The sequence below is a fragment of the Streptococcus sp. D7B5 genome, assembly GCF_029691405.1.
GTDB lineage: Bacteria > Bacillota > Bacilli > Lactobacillales > Streptococcaceae > Streptococcus.
Map to the genome: position 1 here is coordinate 1,338,800 of NZ_CP121467.1, position 22,583 is coordinate 1,361,382.

At 39.7% G+C, this 22,583-nt stretch carries 22 protein-coding genes and 1 pseudogene; 8 read left to right on the forward strand and 15 right to left on the reverse strand.

Annotated features, from left to right (window positions below):
- The first annotated feature begins 81 nt into the window (after nucleotides 1–81).
- The 5 genes from P8P68_RS06515 to P8P68_RS06535 all read left to right on the forward strand — a co-directional run bounded on the left by P8P68_RS06515 (nucleotide 82) and on the right by P8P68_RS06535 (nucleotide 5,671).
- Nucleotides 82–1,353: an extracellular solute-binding protein gene (locus P8P68_RS06515; RefSeq protein WP_049478972.1), complete on the forward strand. Its 1,272-nt coding sequence runs from the start codon at nucleotides 82–84 to the stop codon at nucleotides 1,351–1,353.
- Between the two features lie 126 nt (nucleotides 1,354–1,479).
- Nucleotides 1,480–2,772, forward strand: a complete 1,293-nt coding sequence (locus P8P68_RS06520; RefSeq protein WP_000431414.1) for a sugar ABC transporter permease — start codon at nucleotides 1,480–1,482, stop codon at nucleotides 2,770–2,772.
- Between the two features lies 1 nt (nucleotide 2,773).
- Nucleotides 2,774–3,616, forward strand: coding sequence for a sugar ABC transporter permease (locus P8P68_RS06525; protein ID WP_001065654.1), 843 nt, complete (start codon nucleotides 2,774–2,776; stop codon nucleotides 3,614–3,616).
- A gap of 258 nt (nucleotides 3,617–3,874) precedes the next feature.
- A complete protein-coding gene (locus P8P68_RS06530) occupies nucleotides 3,875–4,675 on the forward strand; it encodes a DUF1189 domain-containing protein (protein ID WP_278275784.1) in 801 nt (266 codons plus the stop codon).
- Between the two features lie 9 nt (nucleotides 4,676–4,684).
- Nucleotides 4,685–5,671, forward strand: coding sequence for a LacI family DNA-binding transcriptional regulator (locus P8P68_RS06535; protein ID WP_278275785.1), 987 nt, complete (start codon nucleotides 4,685–4,687; stop codon nucleotides 5,669–5,671).
- 33 nt (nucleotides 5,672–5,704) lie between these two features.
- On the opposite strand, the gene P8P68_RS06540 is transcribed toward P8P68_RS06535, so the two are convergent.
- The 5 genes from P8P68_RS06540 to hisS all read right to left on the reverse strand — a co-directional run bounded on the left by P8P68_RS06540 (nucleotide 5,705) and on the right by hisS (nucleotide 10,918).
- Nucleotides 5,705–6,646 carry a YitT family protein gene (locus tag P8P68_RS06540; protein WP_000806299.1) on the reverse strand — a complete coding sequence of 314 codons (942 nt, stop codon included), beginning with the start codon at nucleotides 6,644–6,646 and terminating at the stop codon, nucleotides 5,705–5,707.
- Nucleotides 6,624–8,387, reverse strand: a complete 1,764-nt coding sequence (gene aspS, locus P8P68_RS06545; RefSeq protein ID WP_278275786.1) for an aspartate--tRNA ligase — start codon at nucleotides 8,385–8,387, stop codon at nucleotides 6,624–6,626. The genes P8P68_RS06540 and aspS overlap by 23 nt, the downstream gene beginning before the upstream one ends.
- Before the next feature lie 139 nt (nucleotides 8,388–8,526).
- Nucleotides 8,527–8,757: a hypothetical protein gene (locus tag P8P68_RS06550; protein ID WP_096405856.1), complete on the reverse strand. Its 231-nt coding sequence runs from the start codon at nucleotides 8,755–8,757 to the stop codon at nucleotides 8,527–8,529.
- A 17-nt stretch (nucleotides 8,758–8,774) separates the two neighbouring features.
- Complete coding sequence (locus tag P8P68_RS06555) at nucleotides 8,775–9,416, reverse strand: type II CAAX endopeptidase family protein (RefSeq protein WP_278275787.1); 642 nt, start codon at nucleotides 9,414–9,416, stop codon at nucleotides 8,775–8,777.
- Nucleotides 9,417–9,637: 221 nt separating this feature from the next.
- Nucleotides 9,638–10,918 carry a histidine--tRNA ligase gene (gene hisS, locus P8P68_RS06560; protein ID WP_049520515.1) on the reverse strand — a complete coding sequence of 427 codons (1,281 nt, stop codon included), beginning with the start codon at nucleotides 10,916–10,918 and terminating at the stop codon, nucleotides 9,638–9,640.
- Between the two features lie 167 nt (nucleotides 10,919–11,085).
- On the opposite strand from hisS, the gene P8P68_RS06565 reads away from it, so the two are divergent.
- Nucleotides 11,086–11,427 (forward strand): metal-sulfur cluster assembly factor, encoded by a 342-nt coding sequence (locus tag P8P68_RS06565; protein WP_001204052.1) that lies wholly within the window; start codon nucleotides 11,086–11,088, stop codon nucleotides 11,425–11,427.
- Nucleotides 11,428–11,651: 224 nt separating this feature from the next.
- Here the strand turns inward: P8P68_RS06565 and P8P68_RS06570 are convergent, their stop codons facing one another.
- From P8P68_RS06570 to ilvD, 6 genes are all read right to left on the reverse strand, one after another.
- A complete protein-coding gene (locus P8P68_RS06570) occupies nucleotides 11,652–12,416 on the reverse strand; it encodes an ATP-dependent helicase (protein ID WP_070567162.1) in 765 nt (254 codons plus the stop codon).
- Between the two features lie 11 nt (nucleotides 12,417–12,427).
- Entirely contained in the window at nucleotides 12,428–14,725 is a 2,298-nt protein-coding gene (locus P8P68_RS06575) for a hypothetical protein (RefSeq protein ID WP_070567151.1), read from the reverse strand.
- A 12-nt stretch (nucleotides 14,726–14,737) separates the two neighbouring features.
- A complete protein-coding gene (locus tag P8P68_RS06580; protein ID WP_070567148.1) occupies nucleotides 14,738–14,974 on the reverse strand; it encodes a hypothetical protein in 237 nt (78 codons plus the stop codon).
- Between the two features lie 188 nt (nucleotides 14,975–15,162).
- Nucleotides 15,163–16,773 carry a DNA cytosine methyltransferase gene (locus tag P8P68_RS06585; RefSeq protein ID WP_070567196.1) on the reverse strand — a complete coding sequence of 537 codons (1,611 nt, stop codon included), beginning with the start codon at nucleotides 16,771–16,773 and terminating at the stop codon, nucleotides 15,163–15,165.
- 13 nt (nucleotides 16,774–16,786) lie between these two features.
- Complete coding sequence (locus tag P8P68_RS06590; protein ID WP_070567145.1) at nucleotides 16,787–16,978, reverse strand: helix-turn-helix domain-containing protein; 192 nt, start codon at nucleotides 16,976–16,978, stop codon at nucleotides 16,787–16,789.
- Nucleotides 16,979–17,690: 712 nt separating this feature from the next.
- A complete protein-coding gene (gene ilvD, locus P8P68_RS06595) occupies nucleotides 17,691–19,394 on the reverse strand; it encodes a dihydroxy-acid dehydratase (RefSeq protein ID WP_000137380.1) in 1,704 nt (567 codons plus the stop codon).
- Nucleotides 19,395–19,614: 220 nt separating this feature from the next.
- On the opposite strand from ilvD, the gene rpmF reads away from it, so the two are divergent.
- Nucleotides 19,615–19,797 (forward strand): 50S ribosomal protein L32, encoded by a 183-nt coding sequence (gene rpmF, locus P8P68_RS06600; RefSeq protein WP_000290417.1) that lies wholly within the window; start codon nucleotides 19,615–19,617, stop codon nucleotides 19,795–19,797.
- A gap of 15 nt (nucleotides 19,798–19,812) precedes the next feature.
- Nucleotides 19,813–19,962, forward strand: a complete 150-nt coding sequence (gene rpmG, locus P8P68_RS06605; RefSeq protein WP_001265622.1) for a 50S ribosomal protein L33 — start codon at nucleotides 19,813–19,815, stop codon at nucleotides 19,960–19,962.
- A 448-nt stretch (nucleotides 19,963–20,410) separates the two neighbouring features.
- On the opposite strand, the gene P8P68_RS06610 is transcribed toward rpmG, so the two are convergent.
- The 4 genes and pseudogenes from P8P68_RS06610 to P8P68_RS06625 all read right to left on the reverse strand — a co-directional run.
- Complete coding sequence (locus tag P8P68_RS06610) at nucleotides 20,411–21,460, reverse strand: DUF389 domain-containing protein (protein WP_000126416.1); 1,050 nt, start codon at nucleotides 21,458–21,460, stop codon at nucleotides 20,411–20,413.
- Nucleotides 21,457–21,780, reverse strand: a complete 324-nt coding sequence (locus P8P68_RS06615; protein WP_000825751.1) for a potassium channel family protein — start codon at nucleotides 21,778–21,780, stop codon at nucleotides 21,457–21,459. The genes P8P68_RS06610 and P8P68_RS06615 overlap by 4 nt, the downstream gene beginning before the upstream one ends.
- The gene (locus P8P68_RS06620; RefSeq protein ID WP_231088896.1) at nucleotides 21,777–22,136 is read right to left on the reverse strand and encodes a hypothetical protein; all 360 of its coding nucleotides are present in this window, start codon (nucleotides 22,134–22,136) and stop codon (nucleotides 21,777–21,779) included. Before P8P68_RS06620 ends, P8P68_RS06615 begins: the two co-directional genes overlap by 4 nt.
- A pseudogene (locus P8P68_RS06625) lies at nucleotides 22,118–22,363 on the reverse strand (TMEM175 family protein); the annotation flags it as partial. The gene P8P68_RS06620 and the pseudogene P8P68_RS06625, both read right to left, overlap by 19 nt.
- Nucleotides 22,364–22,583: the final 220 nt, after the last annotated feature.

Here is a 22,583-nt window from a genome sequence, read left to right on the forward strand (position 1 = left end):
TGTGCTATACTAAGTTCGTAAAAGAAAACGTTTGCGTTTTCTCATTAAATTATTTTTGTTATTCTTTAGGAGGAATACACTATGTCATCTAAATTCATGAAGAGCGCTGCTGTGCTCGGAACTGCTACTCTTGCTAGCTTACTTTTGGTAGCTTGCGGAAGCAAAACTGCTGATAAAGCAGCTGATACTAGCTCATCTGAAGCAAAAGAAATCACTTTCTACGTTGAAGACCAATACAAAGCCTACGCTGAAAAAGTTGCTGCAGCTTATGAAAAAGAATCAGGTACAAAAGTTAACATCAAATCAGGTGACCAACTTGGTGGACTTGACAAACTTTCTCTTGACAACCAATCAGGTCAAGCTGCTGACGTTATGATGGCACCATACGACCGCGTAGGTAGCCTTGGTACTGACGGACAACTTTCAGAAGTTACTTTGAGCGACGGCGCTAAAACAGATGATAAGACTAAATCTCTTGTAACAGCTGCTGACGGTAAAGTTTACGGTGCTCCTGCCGTTATTGAGTCACTTGTTATGTACTACAACAAAGACTTGCTAAAAGAAGCTCCAAAAACTTTTGCTGAATTAGAAGAACTTGCTAAAGACAGCAAATACGCTTTCGCTGGTGAAGATGGCAAAACTACTGCATTCCTAGCCGACTGGACAAACTTCTACTACGCATACGGACTCCTTGCTGGTAACGGTGGTTACGTATTCGGACAAAACGGTAAAGACGCTAAAGACATCGGTCTTGCAAACGACGGTTCTATCACAGGTATCAACTACGCTAAATCTTGGTACGAAAAATGGCCTAAAGGTATGCAAGATACTGAAGGTGCTGCAAACTTGATCCAAACTCAATTCCAAGAAGGTAAAACAGCTGCTATCATCGACGGTCCTTGGAAAGCTCAAGCATTCAAAGATGCTAAAGTAAACTACGGTGTTGCTACTATTCCAACTCTTCCAAATGGTAAAGAATACACACCATTCGGTGGTGGTAAAGCTTGGATCATCCCATCAAGCACTAAGAACCTTGAAGCTGCACAAAAATTTGTAGACTTCCTTGTTTCAACTGAACAACAAAAAGCATTCTACGATGCAACTAACGAAATCCCAGCTAACACTGAAGCTCGTTCATACGCTGAAGGTAAAAACGATGAGTTGACAACAGCTGTTATCAAACAGTTCAAGAACGCTCAACCAATGCCAAACATTTCTCAAATGTCAGCAGTTTGGGATCCAGCTAAAACAATGCTCTTTGACGCTGTAAGTGGTAAAAAAGATGCTAAGACAGCTGCTAACGATGCTGTAACATTGATCAAAGAAACAATCAAACAAAAATTTGGTGAATAATTGAATTCGTTACAAGGGGGGAGAATACAGATCCCCCTTTGATTTTATAAATTTACGAATGATTGCAGTTGCCTATCTAGTAATTGGAGACAAACTTCAATCTCGTATCCTATGAAAGGAGTATTCATGGAAAACCAACAACCTAGCAAAGCAGCCTTGCTTTCAGTGATTCCTGGGTTAGGACAGATTTACAATAAACAAAAGGCCAAAGGTTTTATCTTCCTTGGTGTCACTATCGTATTTGTTCTTTATTTCCTAGCACTTGCAGCCCCTGAATTGCACAATTTGATCACTCTTGGTGACAAGCCAGGTCGTGATAATTCCCTCTTTATGCTGATTCGTGGTGCCTTCCATTTAATCTTTGTAGTCGTTTATGTGCTCTTTTATTTCTCAAATATTAAAGATGCACATACAATCGCAAAACGTATTAACAATGGAATTCCTGTCCCACGGACTTTTAAAGATATGATCAAAGGTATTTATGAGAATGGATTCCCATACCTTTTGATTATCCCATCGTATGTAGCAATGACATTTGCGATTATCTTCCCAGTTATCGTAACCTTGATGATTGCCTTTACCAACTATGACTTCCAACACTTGCCACCAAACAAATTGTTGGACTGGGTTGGCTTGACGAACTTTACAAACATCTGGAGCTTAAGTACCTTCCGTTCAGCCTTCGGTGCGGTTCTTTCTTGGACCATCATCTGGGCCTTGTCTGCTTCTACTTTGCAGATTGTGATTGGTATCTTCACAGCTATCATTGCTAACCAACCATTTATCAAAGGAAAACGTATCTTTGGTGTTATTTTCCTTCTTCCTTGGGCTGTTCCAGCCTTCATCACTATCTTGACATTCTCAAACATGTTTAACGATAGTGTCGGAGCGATCAACACTCAAGTATTGCCTATCTTGGCTAAGGTTCTTCCTTTCCTTGACGGTGCTCTTATCCCTTGGAAAACAGACCCAACTTGGACGAAGATTGCCTTGATTATGATGCAAGGTTGGCTAGGATTCCCATACATCTACGTTTTGACTTTGGGTATCTTGCAGTCGATTCCTAACGACCTCTACGAAGCGGCTTACATCGATGGTGCCAATGCTTGGCAAAAATTCCGCAACATCACTTTCCCTATGATTTTGGCTGTTGCAGCTCCAACATTGATCAGCCAATACACCTTCAACTTTAACAACTTCTCTATCATGTACCTCTTCAACGGCGGAGGTCCTGGTAGCGTTGGTGGTGGAGCCGGTTCAACTGATATCTTGATCTCATGGATTTATCGTTTGACAACAGGTACATCTCCTCAATACTCTATGGCGGCAGCTGTTACCTTGATCATCTCTATCATTGTCATCTCTATCTCTATGATTGCATTCAAGAAACTACACGCATTTGATATGGAGGACGTCTAAGATGAATAACTCAATCAAACTCAAACGTAGACTGACTCAAACCCTCACTTACCTCTACTTGATTGGTCTTTCAATCGTGATTATCTATCCACTTTTGATTACTATTATGTCAGCCTTCAAGACTGGTAACGTCGTAGCTTTTAAACTAGATGCTAACGTCGACTTTAGCTTTGCCAACTTCCAAGGGCTCTTCACTGAAACCTTGTACGGCACTTGGTACCTCAACACTTTGATTATCGCCTTGATTACAATGGCTGTTCAAACAAGTATCATCGTACTTGCTGGTTATGCCTACAGCCGTTACAACTTCTTGGCTCGTAAACAAAGTTTGGTCTTCTTCTTGATCATCCAAATGGTACCAACAATGGCCGCTTTGACAGCCTTCTTCGTTATGGCCCTTATGTTGAATGCCCTTAACCATAGCTGGTTCCTCATCTTCCTATATGTCGGTGGTGGTATCCCAATGAACGCTTGGTTGATGAAAGGTTACTTTGACACCGTACCGATGTCTCTTGATGAATCAGCAAAACTAGATGGTGCAGGACACTTCCGCCGCTTCTGGCAAATTGTTCTCCCACTCGTTCGCCCAATGGTTGCAGTACAAGCGCTCTGGGCCTTCATGGGACCTTTCGGAGACTATATCCTCTCTAGTTTCTTGCTTCGTGAGAAAGAATACTTTACAGTTGCCGTTGGTCTACAGACCTTTGTCAGCAATGTGAAAAACTTGAAGATTGCCTACTTCTCAGCAGGTGCTATCCTCATCGCCCTTCCAATCTGTATTCTCTTCTTCTTCTTACAAAAGAACTTTGTTTCAGGACTTACAAGTGGTGGCGACAAGGGGTAATATACCCCCGCCACCCTTTTTCATTTTATACTCTTCGAAAATCTCTTCAAACCACGTCAGCTTTATCTCCAACCTCAAAGCTGTGCTTTGAGCAACCTGCGGCTAGCTTCCTAGTTTGCTCTTTGATTTTCATTGAGTATTAGAGCTTGTGACTATAAAACTATTCTTGAAGCAAGCAATTTGTCTCCTAGACTTGAAATAAAGCACATTTCTCTATATAATAATACTCATATAGAAAACACTTTTAGAAAGATGCCTATGCTTCCATATCCATTCTCGTATTTTACTAGTATCTGGGGATTTCGTAAGCCCCTGTCAAAACGTTTCGGACTCAACTGGTTTCAGCTTCTCTTTACTAGCATTTTCCTCATCAGCTTGTCTATGGTTCCGATTGCCATTCAAAACAGTTCCCAGGAGACTTATCCACTGGATACCTTTATCGATAATGTCTACACACCCCTGACAGATGAAGCGATCATGGACTTGTCAGAGAATGCGCAGATAGTAGATGGGAAACTGAGCTATTCTGGAACTAAAAATCAGCAGCCTTCTCTTTTGATTGGTCCAAGCCAAAACAAGGAATTGCCAAAGGACTTACAACTTCATTTTGATACTGAAGAACTCATCATCAGCAAAGAAAGCAAGGAACTGACCCGCATTCGCTACCACGCCATTCAAACGGAGAGTTTCCAGAGTAAGGAAGATCTTACCCAGGCCATTTCTAAAGACTGGTATCAACAAAACCGGGTCTATATCAGTCTCTTTCTCGTTCTTGGTGCTAGCTTCCTCTTTGGATTGAATTTCTTCATTGTCTCTCTTGGAGCTAGTCTTCTTCTTTATATCACAAAAAAATCACGCCTCTTTTCATTTAGGACTTTTAAAGAGTGCTACCATTTTATCTTGAACTGTTTAGGATTACCCACTCTGATTACGCTTATTTTGGGGCTTTTTGGCCAAAATATGGCAACCCTTATCACTGTACAAAACATTCTTTTTGTTCTTTATCTGGTCACCATTTTTTACAAGACACACTTCCGTGATCCAGATTATCATAAATAGGAGATTTTTATGCCCGTTACGATTAAAGACGTGGCCAAGGCAGCAGGTGTCTCACCTTCAACTGTTACCCGCGTTATTCAAAACAAATCAACGATTAGTGATGAAACCAAAAAACGAGTTCGCAAGGCGATGAAGGAGCTCAACTACCACCCCAATCTCAATGCTCGTAGCTTGGTAAGTAGCTATACTCAAGTTATCGGCCTGGTGCTTCCTGACGACTCGGATGCCTTTTACCAAAATCCTTTCTTCCCATCTGTTCTACGAGGGATCGCCCAAGTGGCATCTGAGAACCACTATGCTATCCAGATTGCAACGGGGAAAGATGCAAAAGAGCGGCTCAAAGCTATTTCCCAGATGGTCTATGGTAAGCGTGTAGATGGTTTGATTTTCCTCTATGCCCAAGAAGAGGATCCTTTGGTTAAGCTAGTAGCAGATGAGCAATTTCCTTTCCTTATCTTAGGTAAATCTCTATCTCCCTTCATTCCGCTCGTCGATAATGACAATGTCCAGGCAGGTTTTGATGCAACAGAATATTTCATCAAAAAAGGATGCAAGCGAATTGCTTTTATCGGAGGAACCAAAAAACTTTTCGTAACACAAGATCGTCTAATGGGTTATGAGTTAGCTCTTAAACGATACCAACTTCCTATTGATCCAAATCTGACCTACTTTGCGACCGAATTTCTTGAAGATAATGGTTATCGCTTTAGTAAACTTCTCTTCGAGCATGATCCAAATATTGATGCTATTATTACTATTGATAGCCTTCTTGCTGCAGGGGTCTGTGATTACATCGCAAAACACCAACTGGATATCCCTGTCCTCAGCTTTGACTCGGTCAACCCTAAACTGAACTTGGCAGCCTATGTGGATATCAATAGCTTAGAACTCGGGCGCGTTTCCTTTGAAACCATTCTCCAGATTATTAACGATGCCAAAAACAATAAACAGATTTGTTACCGCCAGTTGATTGGACACAAAATTATCGAAAAATAAAGACCAGCCTCAAGGCTGGTCTTTTGAGTATTATTAATTGTCTGTTTCTACGAATCGTCCTAGGATGTGGACATTTTCGGATACAGAGACAAAGGCTGTCGGATCGACCTGTTTCATGATGTGTTTAAAATCATTAAACTCTGCTCGCGTGATAACCGTAATCAAGACTGCTTTTCTCTCATGATTATAGGTTCCTTCTGCATCGTGGATCATGGTTGCTCCGCGGTGCAATTTTTTATGGATTTTTGCGATTACCTTGTCAGGATTATTGGTCACAATCATGGCCTGCATGCGTTTTTGCTTTGTAAAGACCGCATCTGTCACACGACTGGAGACAAAGATGGTAATCATGGAGTAGAGGGCGTATTTCCAACCAAAGGTCAAACCTGCTATCAGCATGATGGTCCCATTTACCAGGAAAGAAATACTACCGACATTCTTACCCGTTTTCTTTCGAATGGTCAGACTGACGATATCCGTACCTCCGCTAGAAATATTGTTACGGAGCGCAAAACCAATCCCCAAGCCCATGACAACACCCCCAAAAAGGGCATTGATGATGGGATCCTCTGTCAAGGTCACAACTGGCACAAGCTGGATAAAGAGGGAACTCATGGATACTGTGATGAAGGTAAAGATTGTAAACTTATGCCCAATCTGATACCAAGCCAAAATCATCAACGGAAAATTGATAGCATAAAAGGTTAGCGATATCGGAATATAAAAACCAAACCAGTGATTACTCAAGGCAGAGATAATCTGTGCCAGACCTGTCGCGCCACTGGAGTAAACGTGTCCTGGTTGAAAAAAGAAATTGACTGCTACTGCTGACAGAAAGCCATAAACCAGAGAAGCCGATACTTTCTCATCATATTTTTCCCGAGAGATACTTTGTAAAACTCGTAAGATTTTTATCTGATAAGCAAAGCGGCGCAGGTAATAGCGCCACCGCTTAATTCGTTTTGCTTGTTTCATCTTCTTCTACTTGTAAGCTGAGCTCCTCTAGTTGTTTGAGAGCGACTGTTGATGGAGCTTGTGTCATTGGGTCGGTTGCCTTGTTGTTCTTAGGAAAGGCAATGACTTCACGGATATTTTCTTCTCCTGCTAAGAGCATCACAAAACGGTCAAGACCGATAGCCAAGCCACCGTGGGGTGGGAAACCATAGTCCATGGCTTCAAGAAGGAAGCCAAACTGGTCATTGGCTTCTTCAGCTGAGAAACCAAGAGCCTTGAACATGCGTTCTTGAAGGTCTTTTTGGTTGATACGAAGACTACCACCACCAAGTTCATAACCGTTCAAGACGATATCGTAAGCAATGGCACGAACCTTAGCCAAATCACCTTCTAATTCGTGAGCTGTTTCTTCCTGTGGAAGAGTGAATGGATGGTGGGCGCTCATGTAACGACCTTCTTCTTCAGACCATTCAAACATTGGCCAATCAACCACCCAAAGGAAGTTGAACTTATCATTATCAATCAAGCCCAGCTCTTTGGCAATACGTCCACGAAGGGCACCAAGTGTTGCATTGGCTACCTCAAGCGTATCTGCCACAAATAGAACCAAGTCCTTATCTTCAAGACCAAGTGCTGCAGTCAATTCTGCTTGGATACCAGTCAAGAACTTGGCAACTGGTCCATTTAATTCTCCATCAACCACCTTGACCCAAGCAAGACCTTTAGCACCATACTGCTTAGCTACTTCGGTCATCTTGTCGATGTCTTTACGTGAGTAGTTGTCCGCAGCTCCTTTGACTACAATGACTTTCACAGCAGGTGCTTCTGAGAAGACTTTGAAATCAACACCTTTGACCACTTCTGTCAAGTCCTGAAGCAACATATCAAAACGGGTGTCAGGTTTGTCAGAACCGTAAAGAGCCATAGCGTCATCGTATTTCATACGAGGGAATGGAAGCGTCACTTCGATGCCTTTGGTTTCTTTCATCACGCGCGCAATCAAACCTTCTGTAATATCTTGGATTTCTTGCTCAGTAAGGAAAGACGTTTCCAAGTCGACCTGGGTAAACTCAGGCTGGCGGTCTCCACGCAAGTCCTCGTCACGGAAACATTTAACGATTTGATAGTAACGATCAAAACCAGCATTCATCAAGAGTTGCTTAGTGATTTGTGGACTTTGAGGAAGAGCGTAAAAATGCCCTTTATTGACACGAGATGGTACCAAATAGTCACGCGCCCCTTCTGGCGTTGATTTAGAAAGGAATGGTGTTTCCACATCAATAAACTCCAACTCATCCAAGTAGTTACGGATAGAATGGGTCACCTTAGCACGAAGCTTAAGGTTTTCTAGCATTTCTGGACGACGAAGGTCAAGGTAACGGTAACGCAAACGTGTATCGTCATTGGCCTCAATCCCATCTTTAATCTCAAAAGGTGTTGTTTTGGCTGTATTAAGCACTGCCAAAGCTGTCACGTTCAACTCAACTGCACCAGTCGGCAATTTATCATTAGCTTGCTCACGCGCAGCGACTTGTCCAGTCACCTCGATGACAAACTCACTACGAAGACTTTCAGCTGTTGCCATGACCTCTGCAGAGACTTTTTCAGGGTTGATAACCAACTGCATGATTCCTTCACGGTCACGAAGGTCGATAAAGATCAAACCACCCAAGTCACGACGACGGCCAACCCATCCTTTCAAGGTCATTTCTTGTCCGATATGTTCCTCACGAACACGACCAGCATACATACTACGTTTCATTGTTTCTCTCCTCTTTTATTCTGTTACTATTTTACCATAAAAGCGCAGGCTCTTCATGAAAATCAGCAGAAAAGTTTGATTGTCTTTAGAAATCAAAACGAACAGACAAAAAATCCGATGAAGACGCCATCGGATTTTCTTATTTTGATTCTTGACCTTCTTTGCGTTTTTCTGCGATTTCAGCCGCTTTTTTAGGCAGAACAATCGCTGTTGCATAGGCCGTCGCAAAGCGCATGATTCCTGCAATAGGTGCAAAAATCACTGCTAGATTGTTGTAGAAGAAATCGCCTTTAAAGGCATAGGCAAGCCCCCCGATAATAAAGAAGAGAACGACCGCCTGTATCACTGCTAATAAAATTACTCGTTTCATGTGACCTCCTGACTCTATTATAGCATGAGTATCATCAAAAAGCCGATTAAATTATTCAAAGCGTGGAGAGAAATACTATAAAGAAGACCTTTTCGGCTTACATAAGCCAGACCCAAACTTAATCCCAGACTAGCATAAACTAAAAACTGTTGCAAAGTCCCTGGAAAATGAATCAAGGCAAAAAGCACACTTGATACGAGGAGAAACAGAGCTGTCTGTTTGCTGTTGTTCTGCTTAGGAAAGAGATAGCGCGCCAGCATCCCTCTAAAGATGAGTTCTTCCGTCAGAGGAGCAAAGACTACCACCATAAAGAAACCAAATACAGGCTGAGCAACTGTCAATTGTGATACGATTTGTTGATTGACTGACGGATCTTCTGGCAAAAAGAACTGGGCTGTAATCGCCACTAGCAAAACCAGAGTAGGCAACCAGATATAACGATTAAAAGCTGTCGTCTGGATGCTAACCTTTTCTGTCTGATACCATCTGTAAACTCCATAAACATAGGCCCCTGATAGGACGACATAAAGTGGTAAGACTCCAAAGATTGAAGCCCCTAGTCCAAGAGCTGACAAAGCCATACTCTGAACCAGACCATAGCCAAAGAAAAAGGATAGAATAGCTAGAAGAAACCAGCCAAGATTTTTAAGTAATTTCATAAAAGACTCCTATTTGAAATGAAGACTTAGCATTGTTATTCACATCATTTTGATAAAAATGTGGAATACAGTCGCAACTAAAAGGGATAATAAGCGAATTCCTCTTGCAAAAATAGAACCGGTAGTAATGATTTTATAAAGATATTTTTAAGCAAGCAAAAGCAATGTTGATCCTAGGAAAAAGAGAGTCAGGAGTAAGGTCCTGACCAGTTTTTCTACTATTAAAAGCCTAATTTTTCAAAGATTTCTGAGAAATTTTGATTGATAGCATCAAGTGACACTTGAACTTCTTCTCGAGTTTGGTTGTTTTTGACCGTCACTTGTCCGCTTTCAACTTCACTCTCGCCTAGAGTAATGAGAGTCTTAGCCGCAAAGACATCGGCGGACTTGAACTGAGCTTTGAGTTTACGGTTAAGGTAATCACGCTCTGCTTTGAATCCTTGTTGGCGAAGGGCTTGTACCAATTCCAAGGCCTTAACATTTGCTCCTTCACCCAAGACTGCGATATAAACATCTAGAGCGTTTTCGATAGGGAGGGCCACACCTTGCTTTTCAAGGATGAGAAGCAGGCGCTCTACACCAAGCCCAAATCCAAATCCAGCAGTTTCAGGGCCACCAAAGTAGGCAACCAAACCATCGTAGCGACCACCCGCACAGACCGTCAAGTCATTACCCTCAATCTCTGTGATGAATTCGAAAATGGTGTGGTTGTAGTAGTCCAGACCACGCACCATATTGGTATCGATGATATAGTCTACACCCAGATTTTCCAACATCTGACGCACAGCATCAAAGTGGGCTTGGCTTTCTTCATCAAGGAAGTCCAAGATAGACGGCGCATTCTCTACTGCCACCTTGTCTTCTTTTTCCTTAGAGTCCAAGACACGGAGAGGATTTTCCTCCAAACGACGTTGGCTATCCTTAGACAAGGTCTCCTTGATCGGTGTCAAATAGTCGATCAAGGCCTGACGATAAGCAGCACGGCTCTCAGGATTTCCGAGAGTGTTAAGGTGCAATTTGACACCTTGGATGCCGATTTCTTTCAAGAAATGAGCCGCCATAGCGATGGTTTCCACATCGGTAGCTGGATTACTAGAGCCAAAGCACTCGACACCAATCTGGTGGAACTGGCGTAAACGACCTGCTTGTGGACGCTCATAACGGAACATAGGGCCCATATAGTAGAACTTACTTGGCTTTTGCACTTCTGGGGCAAAGAGTTTATTTTCCACATAGGAACGGACAACAGGCGCAGTTCCTTCTGGACGAAGGGTAATATGGCGGTCACCCTTGTCATAAAAATCATACATTTCCTTGGTTACGATATCGGTCGTATCTCCGACAGAGCGACTGATGACCTCGTAATGCTCAAAAATAGGCGTGCGCACTTCTGCATAGTTATAGCGCTTGAAAATTTCACGGGCAAAGCCCTCAACGTACTGCCACTTGGCAGACTCAGCAGGTAAAATATCCTGCGTTCCTTTAGGTTTTTGTAATTTCATAGGGAATCCTCTTTAAACTTAATAGTCTTATTTTACCATAAATAAAGGGATTAAAACAGTGAGAGTAGAAAATCTCAAGAGAGTCTTTTCAGAAAATTCATCAAAAACTTGCCAAATTGTCAGAATTATGAGAAAATAGAGGATATTTATCACGTGGAGGGACTGTTATGAGAGACGATATCAAAATCAATGACCGCGCTTTGGCCTTACAAGACCAAATTATCGAAAAACTAGAGAAGGTTTTTGATACAGATGTGGAATTGGATGTTTACAATCTGGGCTTGATTTATGAAATCAATCTGGATGAAACAGGTCTCTGTAAGATTGTCATGACCTTTACCGACACTGCCTGCGATTGCGCCGAAAGCCTGCCTATCGAAATCGTGGCAGGTCTAAAACAAATCGAAGGTATCGAGGACGTCAAGGTTGAAGTTACCTGGTCGCCTGCCTGGAAGATCACACGAATCAGTCGCTACGGCCGTATTGCCCTTGGACTGCCACCTCGTTAATGAGGCAAATCACTTTTGAAGATAAAAAGAAGCAAGCCGAGGATGGCTTGCTTTTTGAGTTTATTTTTTACCTGACTTGTCCATATTCCAGAAGTCTGTCACGGCTCCACGAGAAGCGGATGATACGATATGGGCGTATTTACCGAGGACACTGCTAACGATCGAAGAGTAATAAAGTAAAGGCCATGCAAGAGTTTTGGCTCCTGCATGGTCTGTGTTGTTATTTATCTCATTGCCAATTCAAATGCTTTTTCAAATATACTGTCATCGAGAGGCTTGTGTAGTTCTCGTTTAAGTTGGAAACAAGTCGATTGATATTTCTTCGATCTACGTCCTTTGGATTTAATTTTTGCACTGTCGGGAAAATCTTTTTTGAACTTATCAAAAGCAATACGCCAATATTGACTCATATTTAGAATCGATTCGTATATTTCAAACAGCTCATCATTCGTAAAAACCGATGTATCCTTGCTTTTCAAATATAGGTGTAAGCCTTTTTCAAATTCACGCCAGTCATCTTCACGGATTTTCTCTTTTTTATTTCTAATCCACTCAAATATTCTTTCATCTTCTCTATTGAGAACTCTATCAAGAATATCTTGCCATTGGCGCCAAGAAAGTTTTTCTACTACTTCTTGATCAAATTGCGACAATCTATAGCACTGACCATAGAAACTACGGGTTTCAGCATTCTTACTTTCATCTCTGCGACGATTTTCTTTCGTAGCAAATGTTTTGATTTCATCCCAAAATTGTTTGCGTTCAGAAGCAGATATATTATATTTAGTTAGTAATTCTCCCAGAAATTTACCCAGATTGTATTTGTACAACACACTTTTACCATATACCTCCTCTAGATCTGCTTCAATTTGAGGGATTTCTTGTTCAAGTGCATTTTTAATCTCATCTATAGTGGCAATTTCTTTTGCGGTAAGTAGACCCTTATATACTAGATTACCATCTTTATCCAATGATACCACGTGTTTCATAAAAACTCCCCTTATTTAAGACTTTCATAATAAACACTTTCCACTTTCTGAAGTACTTTATCAGCAGCTTCTTGTGGCTCAAGACCAATAAACCCATCTCCAAATATATCATATTTACCTTCATCTAGATAGAGCAGAACATACTGTTTCAACATTTGTTCGCGAAGATAATCATGTCGAAAATCCGGATAATCAGCCACACTATTGTATGCTGGATGTTCAATATTTATAGTGATTTTTCTATCATTTCCCGGAGTTCGCCACGAGCGCTCAAAATTATTTTTTGATTTGGAAAGTTCGATCCTAAACGACTCTCTCTTTCCATTCTTTTCATCCATATTTAGGAAAATTTTAAAATGATAAGAAGTTATTTTATCGCCCTTTTCATAGATTGGATCGTCTTCATTTGCTATCAGTCTTGCCCGAAGTTCCAATGTGCCTTCGGAAAGATAAGGTTCGTATGTGTCTTTATCAAAGACAATCTCATCTAAATAAGGGGTAATCTGATCTTCGAATGGAGGAATTATACCTGTAAGTGACAGTACGTCAACTATTTTAGGACATGTTTTATCACTTGCATTTGCTTTGTGGATGCTTACATTCAAACGATAATTTAATGTGTGATTTCGCTTATTCTCAATCTTCCAGCATACTTTACGAACAGCTTCACCAAAATTTACACGACGACTGCCTTGGACAGGGAACAAACATTCATGCAGTGTCAAGCCAACAGTTTCACGAGAGGTATCTGGCTTATCTATGTCAAAGAAATACGGAAGAACTTTTGTCTTTTCTTTACCACTACCAATAACCTTAACAGATAGAACAATACGATTTTCTGCATATTGCTTTGAATTCTTTTTCGTAACCGTATGGATTTTATCCATACGATGTACTGTGTTTGCTTTTACTGTTATCTCTCCGGCATCAATCTGATGTAGAACCGAACGGTTTTCAGGGTCGACCACTAAAATTTTATAATCAAATTTCTTGTCTGTTGTATAGGAATTCTTTATTCTAACAGAAAAAGCAATTTCATCACCGGATGTAACTTTTTCTGTCTCTGCCACAGGATAGCGAATATCTTGCCAACGAACATCAAAATCAGGCTTTTGTGGACCTGTGCCAAGATTTTCAAATTCAAGGTTATCAAATAGATCTTGAAGTTCTTCTGCGATTGATTGCAATTCATCATTAAGTTTTTTATCTTCAGTCTTATTATCCTTTATGAATCCCCATTTAACCATGTTTTCGTGGAATTTATTATTGCAGTAGTTCTTCAAATTCTGATAAGTATTAGTATGTTTCTTTCCCTTACTCACACCGAAATGAACCTTATCCTCAATATCAGAGAGTTCATCTTCCCAAAGCTCATCTACCTCTACATATCCCCAAAATTTTCCTTCAACATCTTTAGGAATATCCTTGATGTCAATCTCGCCAATTTTCATTCCCTTGCGATAATAAGAGAGTCCAGACCATATATTTCCGCCATCTTCGAAGACATATAATCCGAAGTGCTTGACTTTATACCCCTGAGAATAACTTTCTGGTTTTTGCAATTCATACGCTCGTCGTGTTTTTTTAATATCATCAGGAACTGTAATAGGAACATTATTTACAGTAATAGCAGAGCCTGCTGGCAAACGCTCAATAATTAACCACCAGGACTCTTGGATAAGTGGAACGAGTTCTCCACTTGTTATGGATTCAACCAATTCGTCTTTTGGTTTTTCAATTATGATTCGAGTACCAACGGTTTTCTTCTCGTCTAAACCTGTGTTCTCTTTAATATATTTTTTGGCTTCAGATCCTTCATAAGCGATAGAATTAACTTGGCCACCTTTATTGACATTTGATACATACATTCCATCTTCACGGAGTGAATCATAATAATAAGTATAGGTTTTAGAAGCAACAGAGTAAACACTCTTACCAGCACCAAAAAGGCCACCTCCAGTAGTATTACCACCGGAATTAAACATTGAGGTGAAACGCGAAAGCCGTTCCTCTGGAGGTAGAACTTTACCTTCTGCCATCAGTTCATTAATCTGTTCAGCGGGAGTATTATTTCCAGTCAAACCCACGGTTCCAGAGTCCTCGACGACAACATATCTGCCCCGGTCATTTTCAATTAAAGAAATATCACATCTCCAATTTTTCCAATTTTTTGTTGGTCTTGCACCAACAGCATTCTGAATCGCATCCTTTTGAAAACCATTCGGGAAGGTTACACCTGCATCAGTGTATGCGCCTAGGATCCAGTCTACATTATTTCTGTAATTTTGTGGTATTGAAGTAAAAACCATGGAAGTTCCTCCTTAATCTAATGTAAAACGAGAACCTTTTTTGCTCTCTGATTTGTTGAATTTTTTCTTAGTTTCACGAACTTCGGATTCGATTGCAGCAAATATTTTATCAACATCTTGTTGAGTGTAATCATATGTGCTTAAATTCGAGCAGTTACCAAGAAGTTGTAGCATATCAATTATTTTGTTAGTACGTGCTTCAGCAAGCCTAATAAACTTCTCACGTTTAGTTTCCTGTTTTTTGCCCATAATGGGAACCTCCATTTTTCGTATGTTACCTAAAGTATATCATTTATATTTTATATAGTCAACAATATTTGCAATATATTCTAAATATATTACAAATATATTTATTAATAATTATTACGAAAGCAAATAATAAAAAAAATACCACGAAATATTCAGTGAAAATCGCGGTATTTTTTATTATTGTTTAATTATTGTAAATATTTAAAGATTAAATCTGCAATTCCTTTGGCTAATAGTGGTGGCACGGCGTTTCCAACTTGCTGATATTGGGAATCTTTAGTGCCAATAAACTCGAAGGAATCAGGGAAAGACTGAAGTCTTGCTGCTTCTCTGACAGTTATTGCTCTATCCAGTATTGGATGTATCCACATGGATTTACGAACATTTACCACTGTTCCACTAGGTTTATTTGGGTCAAGCCTCAAATATATTGTGTTCTGTGTCCTTTCGGGTTTTGAATATGTATCCTTATCTTCAATACCAAGACTGTGGAAATTCTTTCCTTGTTTAATTTTCTTGAAACGCTCTAATGCTTTATCTGTGCTTTTCGTTGTTATATGGTTTTTAACACTCTTACTACCCTTGCGCATAGAGCGAGCATAGCTACTTATACCTTTTTTTTCTACATAAGGGATTGGAGTATAGTGTAGTTTATAGCCAACCTCATAATTCGAAAGATCTAAAATTGCCTCACCTACAGTAGGAATTTTATTGGCTATAGTTTCATTTGGCAAAATCAAATCAATATCTTTGTCTATGTATATATCGCGTCTTATTCCTACAACTATATACCTTCGACGTTCCTGTGGGACACCAAACCATTTGGCATTAAATACATTACCTTTTTGAATATATTCGTCTCCAAGAATCGCATTAATATAATCAATAACAGAATATGAATTAACTATAAAACGCAAACCATCTTCAGCGGAATATTCATAATTCCCAATTAATTCGTTTTCGGTTATTTCTGAAATGGACTTTATCAGCTTTTGTAAACCGACTATGTAGTCCAATTCCTCAGATGCTTTTTCAGGACGGCTATTCTCTAACTCACATTTTATTGTTTCTAATTTTGATATTATTTGTTGCTTTGCTGTTGAATTAGCAAAATCTTCGCTACAGATATATGAATTAATTAGTTTTTCAATTGTAGCTTTATTTTTTAAAAGAAAGTTTGGCAGTCTTCTTGGATTATTGATATTTTTTTGCAATACAGATAAAAGATGTGTTAACTGTTTCGGAATAAATATTTCTCTCAAGTCGGACTCAGGTAGTCTACACATATCTATACCATCAAACGAAACTTTTGATAGTACTAATGTATCCATTCTTTTTGGGATATCATATCCATTTGCGATAAGTGAGTCTATTTCATCGTTATCTTTGCGGGATTCATAAAATCTGTGGGTTTCTGACTCAAGCATGCTAACATTTTCCATAACAAAAGCTTTCGGACGAATTTGTCGGATAGCTCTGAAGTATTCTTTAACTAAGCTGTTATTCATGCTAATCAAATGATTTTTTTGCCTATTAGCATTTGAAAATCCTTGACAAGGAGGTCCGCCTATTACAACATCAATTGAGTTTTCAAATCTTGAGTTTAGGGTTGAAAAATCATAATCAATAACATTTTCTATAAATTCAAAGTTATCATTATCTTTTGTAATGTTAGTCTTATAAGTTTCTCGTGCATTTTTATTAATTTCCGCAGCAGCAACAATCTGATATTTTCCGGTCATAAGAAATCCAAGACTTAATCCTCCTGCACCTGCAAATAAATCAATTGTTTTTATCATATTGAATACCTCGTTATTCTGCATCGGTAATTCGATTGTTTTTTCGAATCCACGAATCAACTTCGCTAATCTTAAATTTCCATTTTCTTTCTATTTTATAGGCAGGAAGATTCTGCGTGTGAATCATCTTTTTTACAGTATCTCTGCTTAGACCAAGATGCTTACAAAGTTCCTCCATTGATGCCCATTTTTCTTCGTTGTTCATCGGGTACCTCCTTAATTTCTAATCATTTTATCATAGATTAGTCTAAAAAACAATTAGCTTTATTACAATATATAGTGTTTTATTACTAATAACTACTAAAAATGGCTAAAAACAAAAAACTACTGATAAATGTATTCAGTAGGATTTCTCATTTTCTAAATCTTTTTTCAAAAAACGTCAGATTTTTTGTTTTATCAAGCCCATCTTATAGAGGGAAATAGCAAGATGGTCCTCGGAAAGGAGGAATAGACGCTGTACGAAAAACTGCCACAGGAGCTCATGTTGATGGATGCAGGAATTTAAAAGCTTGATATTCATATAGAATGACTCTATATAGATAATGTTGCTTACAAAATTAGCTGAAAAAGAACCGAATCAACCTGAAAGTCGTAAGACTGAACTCAAAACTTTTATCACTACCTGCCAAGAGCAACAGTTGAACGTGAATTAATTTTTGATATTGTGCATAACTTCATAGACATCATGGATCAGACTACTGAGATCATCCGCACTTTCGTTGCGAAAATAGTGGATATGAAAATAAAAAAGGTTCCTGGAACAAGAACAAAAAGCAAACTATTATTCATTTGAACTACATTAGGGAAGTCCATATACCTAATACAAAAGGGAAAACGGCATAGCCGGAAATCAATCCGATTATGCCGTTATTCTTTTAAAGAATAAAATCCCATTTTTGGCTTGCTTTTTGAGTTTACTTTTTACCTGACTTGTCCATATTCCAGAAGTCTGTCACGGCTCCGCGTGAAGCAGATGATACGATATGGGCATATTTACCGAGAACACCACGGCTGTAAAGAGGTGGCAATGTTGTTTCTGCCTTGCGTTTTTCAAGTTCTTCTTCTGATACGGCCATGGAAATTTCTTTGGTATCTTGGTCAACCGTAACGATATCACCTGTACGGAGGTAAGCAATCGGTCCACCATCCTGAGCTTCAGGAGCGATATGTCCGACAACCAGACCATAAGTACCACCAGAGAAGCGTCCATCCGTCAAGAGGGCAACCTTGTCTCCTTGACCTTTACCAACGATCATGGATGAAAGGGATAGCATCTCAGGCATACCAGGACCACCCTTAGGCCCAACGAAACGGACAACAACTACATCGCCATCAACGATTTCATCTGTCAGAACAGCCTGGATAGCATCTTCTTCTGAGTCAAAGACCTTAGCTGGTCCAACGTGGCGACGCACTTTCACACCTGATACTTTAGCAACCGCACCATCAGGGGCAAGGTTCCCATTCAAGATGATAAGCGGACCGTCTGCACGTTTTGGATTTTCAAGTGGCATAATGACTTTTTGGCCTGGTGTAAGGTCTGCAAAGTCAGCCAAGTTTTCAGCGACTGTCTTACCAGTACATGTGATGCGGTCGCCATGAAGGAAACCATTTGCCAAGAGGTATTTCATAACCGCAGGGACACCACCGACTTCGTAGAGGTCTTGAAAGACATACTGACCAGATGGTTTCAAGTCAGCCAAGTGAGGCACGCGCTCTTGGATCGTATTGAAGTCCTCAAGTGACAAGTCAACATTAGCCGCATGGGCAATGGCAAGCAAGTGAAGAGTGGCATTTGTAGAACCACCGAGAGCCATAGTTACAGTGATGGCATCTTCAAAAGCTTCACGAGTCAAGATATCTGATGGTTTGAGACCAAGCTCCAGCATCTTGACAACAGCACGTCCTGCTGCTTCGATATCTTCTTTCTTGTCAGCTGATTCAGCTGGATGAGATGAAGATCCTGGCAAACTCATACCGAGAACTTCGATAGCAGTTGCCATGGTATTAGCTGTATACATACCACCACAGCCACCAGGGCCAGGGCAGGCATTACATTCGAGACGTTTCACGTCCTCAGCTGTCATGTCACCATGGTTCCATTTTCCGATACCCTCAAAGACAGAAACCAAGTCAATGTCTTTGCCATCAAGATTTCCCGGTGCAATAGTACCACCATAGGCGAAAATAGCTGGAATATCCATATTGGCAATGGCAATCATAGAACCAGGCATGTTCTTGTCACAGCCACCGATAGCGACAAAGGCATCCACGTTGTGACCACCCATCGCAGCCTCAATAGAGTCCGCGATGATGTCACGAGATGTTAGAGAGAAACGCATACCAGGCGTTCCCATGGCGATCCCGTCTGCTACGGTAATGGTTCCAAACTGAACAGGCCAAGCGCCCGCAGATTTGACACCTTCTTTAGCCAATTTCCCAAAATCATGCAAGTGAATGTTACATGGTGTATTTTCCGCCCAAGTTGAAATCACTCCCACAATCGGTGTTTCAAAGTCCTTATCTGTCATTCCAGTGGCACGAAGCATGGCACGGTTTGGTGATTTCACCATACTGTCATAAACGCTACTGCGGTGACGTGTATCTAATTCTGTCATTTGTTCCCTCCCATTTCAGTTTTTACCATTATAGCACAATTTCCGCATGAAGAACAGAATAAAATTCTTGAATTTTCAGAAAATTTCGATTACTAGCTTCTAATTTTTTTATCTTTTTTTGTCAAGTAACTTTACTTTACAAAAAAAATGTGTTATCCTAGTATGGTTGATGAAAATCACTAGATTGAATCGAATTTAAATACCTAAAGGAGAAAAGAAAATGGCAGTACCTGCACGTCGCACCTCAAAAGCGAAGAAAAACAAACGTCGTACACACTACAAAGTAACAGCTCCATCTGTAAACTTTGACGAAACTACTGGAGATTACTCACGTTCTCACCGCGTATCACTTAAAGGATACTACAAAGGACGTAAAATCGCTAAAGCTGCATCAGCTGAATAATAGAAGGGAGATACCATGCGCGTAAATATTACACTTGAACACAAAGAATCTGGTGAACGCTTGTACCTTACTTCTAAAAACAAACGTAACACTCCAGACCGTCTTCAATTGAAGAAATACTCACCAAAACTTCGCAAGCACGTAGTGTTTACAGAAGTTAAGTAGGGGTTCAATACGAATCAATACATAAGAAAAACGCTGATTTAAAGCGTTTTTTCTTTTTGCCAAATGCGATATATTGCACTGTATTTCAATCCAAACTCTACCTTTTTCTCTACCTTTTTTCTTAAGACCTGGTTTGGAAAGTATGAATTTCAGTTGGACTAAAAACAGCGTAATATCAAGACTTTTCTCCGCTTTTATAAAAGCGTTTTTCCAATCAAATTCAACTAATTTTATCTAAATGGTGTGGATTTTACCCCCAAAATTACAGAGAATGGAGCTGATAAACACTAAACGTTCACACCATTAGTTAAATGATTTTTTTCATCATTTTTCTTAGATGATAGAACTTCTAATTTATTTCTTATTCAAGCAAAAACAACCTGCTATAAGTAAGAAAGAGGAAGATACAAGAAAAACACGGCGTAAAAACCGATTCAGTTCATTGTCCTCAATCCTTGTCTGCTTCATTTTCTTTTACGAGATCGTTTTGTGAATCTTTTTCAGAGAGTTTTTGATCAATATACTTGTCAATGTTTTCATAAAATTCCTTGGTCGCTTCACTATCTAATGTTGGCGAGTTCTGAACTTGATTCACTTTCAATTGAACAGATTGAATACCGTAAGAGGCTTGTTTTTGGTGGAGTGTTTCTAATTCTTCTTCTGAAATCGGATCTCCAACAACCGTCAAGACCAATTCATTGTTACTTGACTTGTAGACTTGATTAATAACCGTATAATTGGCGAACTCTTTTCCTACAAACTGTTTGATCCCTTCTTTGCGCGCTTGTTCTATTGTCAGAGTAACTGCCGAATAGCTAGCTGGAAGAATCAACAATACAATCAAAGATATCAAGCCAATTCTCATTTTAATGCTCAGCTCTTTAAATGAAGTTAAAGGAGATTTTCTCATCAAAATTCTTGTTCCAACAATGTTGGCTAGCATGATAAAGACACAGTTGATCAAGAAAAGATAGAGAGCCCCCAATAAAAATCGTACATTCCCATTAGCTAAACCATAGCCAGCAGTACAGATAGGCGGCATCAGAGCTGTAGCAATGGCTACTCCTGGCACGATATTGTTTGCTTCTTTTTTCCTTGAACCGATCACACCAGCAATCCCACCAGCAATAGCAATGAGGACATCCCAAATGGTTGGAGAGGTTCGTGCAATCAACTCGCTACTTGCATAAGACAAGGGAGAAATCCAGAAATACAGAGTCGAGACAAGCAAACTGACCAACACTTGAGTCAATAAAACCTCTAGAGATTGCTTGATTAAACGCGTATCAAAAATAGCTAAACCGAATCCCAGTCCAACAATCGGTGTCATGAGAGGTGAAATCAACATGGCTCCTATAATGACAGCTGTTGAATTCATATTTAGTCCGATAGAGGCAATAAAAATTGCACACATCAAAATCGCTGTATCTCTCAATCGAACATGAAGGTCATCGTATAATTTCTCACGGTATTCCCGTGTTGAATAATTGGCAGTCATTTGTCCTCTCCTCTTTCCTTATTTAAATTGGTATAATAATTAAAAATAACAGCTGATAAACAGCCAAAAAATATGAGCCCATAAATCGTCAAGAAGACACTGGTAATCCTTCCAATCAAGGTCACAGCTAGGAGATCCCCGTAGCCGACAGTCGTCGAAGTCACAAAAGCATACCAAAGACCGTCTCCGTAATTTGTGATAGCAGGTTCAACTAGGAAAAGCACGCCTCCTGACCCAAAAACAAAGGTCACAAAACTCAGAGCAAACCGAGTAAAACCCGTAACCTGCATAATATGCCATAACATTTTTAAACGTTTCATTTGTTCTCCTTATTCATACTAGCTCCTGACCGAGCCGTTTTTTTCCAATAATCAAAGTGAAGATAGGACATGATCTCCATCAGAGAAAGATAGACAAACTGATAGATCTGATTTAAGCTGATTATCAACTGATATTGTTTGAAAAATGACTGGAAGAAAGACCAGATATGACTGTCTTGAATCAGTCCCTTCTTAACATCAGACAGGATATTAGCTAAAGCTCCCAAGGACTGAAACGGTAAATCCTTGACATTTATATAGATCCGGTCCACCACATCATTCAGACTGGTATCTTGGATGGCATGAAATTCTCCAAAGAGAACTCCTGCCGCTCCAAGAGTAGAAACAAATTCCACCAAATAATTTCTGAGGAAATTTTCTCAACCTTTTCCCATAATGTGTTTAGTGCCATCCATAACGATCCCAACCAGAAAAAGGAAAGAAAATAAGCAAAGAAATTTTGCCGTAAATCCCAAAAAGCTTGAAGACTTGGTGTCGTTGGTTTTTCTAACTCTAAAATCAAAATGGTCATAATAATTGCTAGAACAGCATCTGTCAATGCAATTAATCTATCTTTCTTCATCAGATTACGTTGCCTTTCATTTTGTAGTATTCTATCTCATCGTATAATATTTATTAATCTTAAATATTGGATAGTCACTTCATATTTTGAGTACAAACAAGATACACTAAAAAGCATGTATCTGTCATATTTTATTTAACTTTAGAAATATTCATCCATCTAATCAATAAATATATCATATTTCACAATAAATGACTACTATCAAAGATACATTTTCTTT

Excerpts from the sequence above, each read along its gene's own strand:
- P8P68_RS06555 (WP_278275787.1), bottom strand. The coding sequence starts at position 9,416 with ATGAAATTACTTAAAAATCTTGGCTGGTTTCTTCTAGCTATTCTATCC.
- P8P68_RS06570 (WP_070567162.1), bottom strand. The coding sequence starts at position 12,416 with ATGAAACACGTGGTATCATTGGATAAAGATGGTAATCTAGTATATAAG.
- rpmF (WP_000290417.1), top strand. The coding sequence starts at position 19,615 with ATGGCAGTACCTGCACGTCGCACCTCAAAAGCGAAGAAAAACAAACGT.
- P8P68_RS06525 (WP_001065654.1), top strand. The coding sequence starts at position 2,774 with ATGAATAACTCAATCAAACTCAAACGTAGACTGACTCAAACCCTCACT.
- P8P68_RS06535 (WP_278275785.1), top strand. The coding sequence starts at position 4,685 with ATGCCCGTTACGATTAAAGACGTGGCCAAGGCAGCAGGTGTCTCACCT.
- rpmG (WP_001265622.1), top strand. The coding sequence starts at position 19,813 with ATGCGCGTAAATATTACACTTGAACACAAAGAATCTGGTGAACGCTTG.
- P8P68_RS06580 (WP_070567148.1), bottom strand. The coding sequence starts at position 14,974 with ATGGGCAAAAAACAGGAAACTAAACGTGAGAAGTTTATTAGGCTTGCT.
- P8P68_RS06610 (WP_000126416.1), bottom strand. The coding sequence starts at position 21,460 with ATGACTGCCAATTATTCAACACGGGAATACCGTGAGAAATTATACGAT.
- P8P68_RS06575 (WP_070567151.1), bottom strand. The coding sequence starts at position 14,725 with ATGGTTTTTACTTCAATACCACAAAATTACAGAAATAATGTAGACTGG.
- P8P68_RS06515 (WP_049478972.1), top strand. The coding sequence starts at position 82 with ATGTCATCTAAATTCATGAAGAGCGCTGCTGTGCTCGGAACTGCTACT.
- aspS (WP_278275786.1), bottom strand. The coding sequence starts at position 8,387 with ATGAAACGTAGTATGTATGCTGGTCGTGTTCGTGAGGAACATATCGGA.
- P8P68_RS06585 (WP_070567196.1), bottom strand. The coding sequence starts at position 16,773 with ATGATAAAAACAATTGATTTATTTGCAGGTGCAGGAGGATTAAGTCTT.
- P8P68_RS06565 (WP_001204052.1), top strand. The coding sequence starts at position 11,086 with ATGAGAGACGATATCAAAATCAATGACCGCGCTTTGGCCTTACAAGAC.
- ilvD (WP_000137380.1), bottom strand. The coding sequence starts at position 19,394 with ATGACAGAATTAGATACACGTCACCGCAGTAGCGTTTATGACAGTATG.
- P8P68_RS06530 (WP_278275784.1), top strand. The coding sequence starts at position 3,875 with ATGCTTCCATATCCATTCTCGTATTTTACTAGTATCTGGGGATTTCGT.
- hisS (WP_049520515.1), bottom strand. The coding sequence starts at position 10,918 with ATGAAATTACAAAAACCTAAAGGAACGCAGGATATTTTACCTGCTGAG.
- P8P68_RS06550 (WP_096405856.1), bottom strand. The coding sequence starts at position 8,757 with ATGAAACGAGTAATTTTATTAGCAGTGATACAGGCGGTCGTTCTCTTC.
- P8P68_RS06615 (WP_000825751.1), bottom strand. The coding sequence starts at position 21,780 with ATGAAACGTTTAAAAATGTTATGGCATATTATGCAGGTTACGGGTTTT.
- P8P68_RS06590 (WP_070567145.1), bottom strand. The coding sequence starts at position 16,978 with ATGAACAACGAAGAAAAATGGGCATCAATGGAGGAACTTTGTAAGCAT.
- P8P68_RS06520 (WP_000431414.1), top strand. The coding sequence starts at position 1,480 with ATGGAAAACCAACAACCTAGCAAAGCAGCCTTGCTTTCAGTGATTCCT.
- P8P68_RS06540 (WP_000806299.1), bottom strand. The coding sequence starts at position 6,646 with ATGAAACAAGCAAAACGAATTAAGCGGTGGCGCTATTACCTGCGCCGC.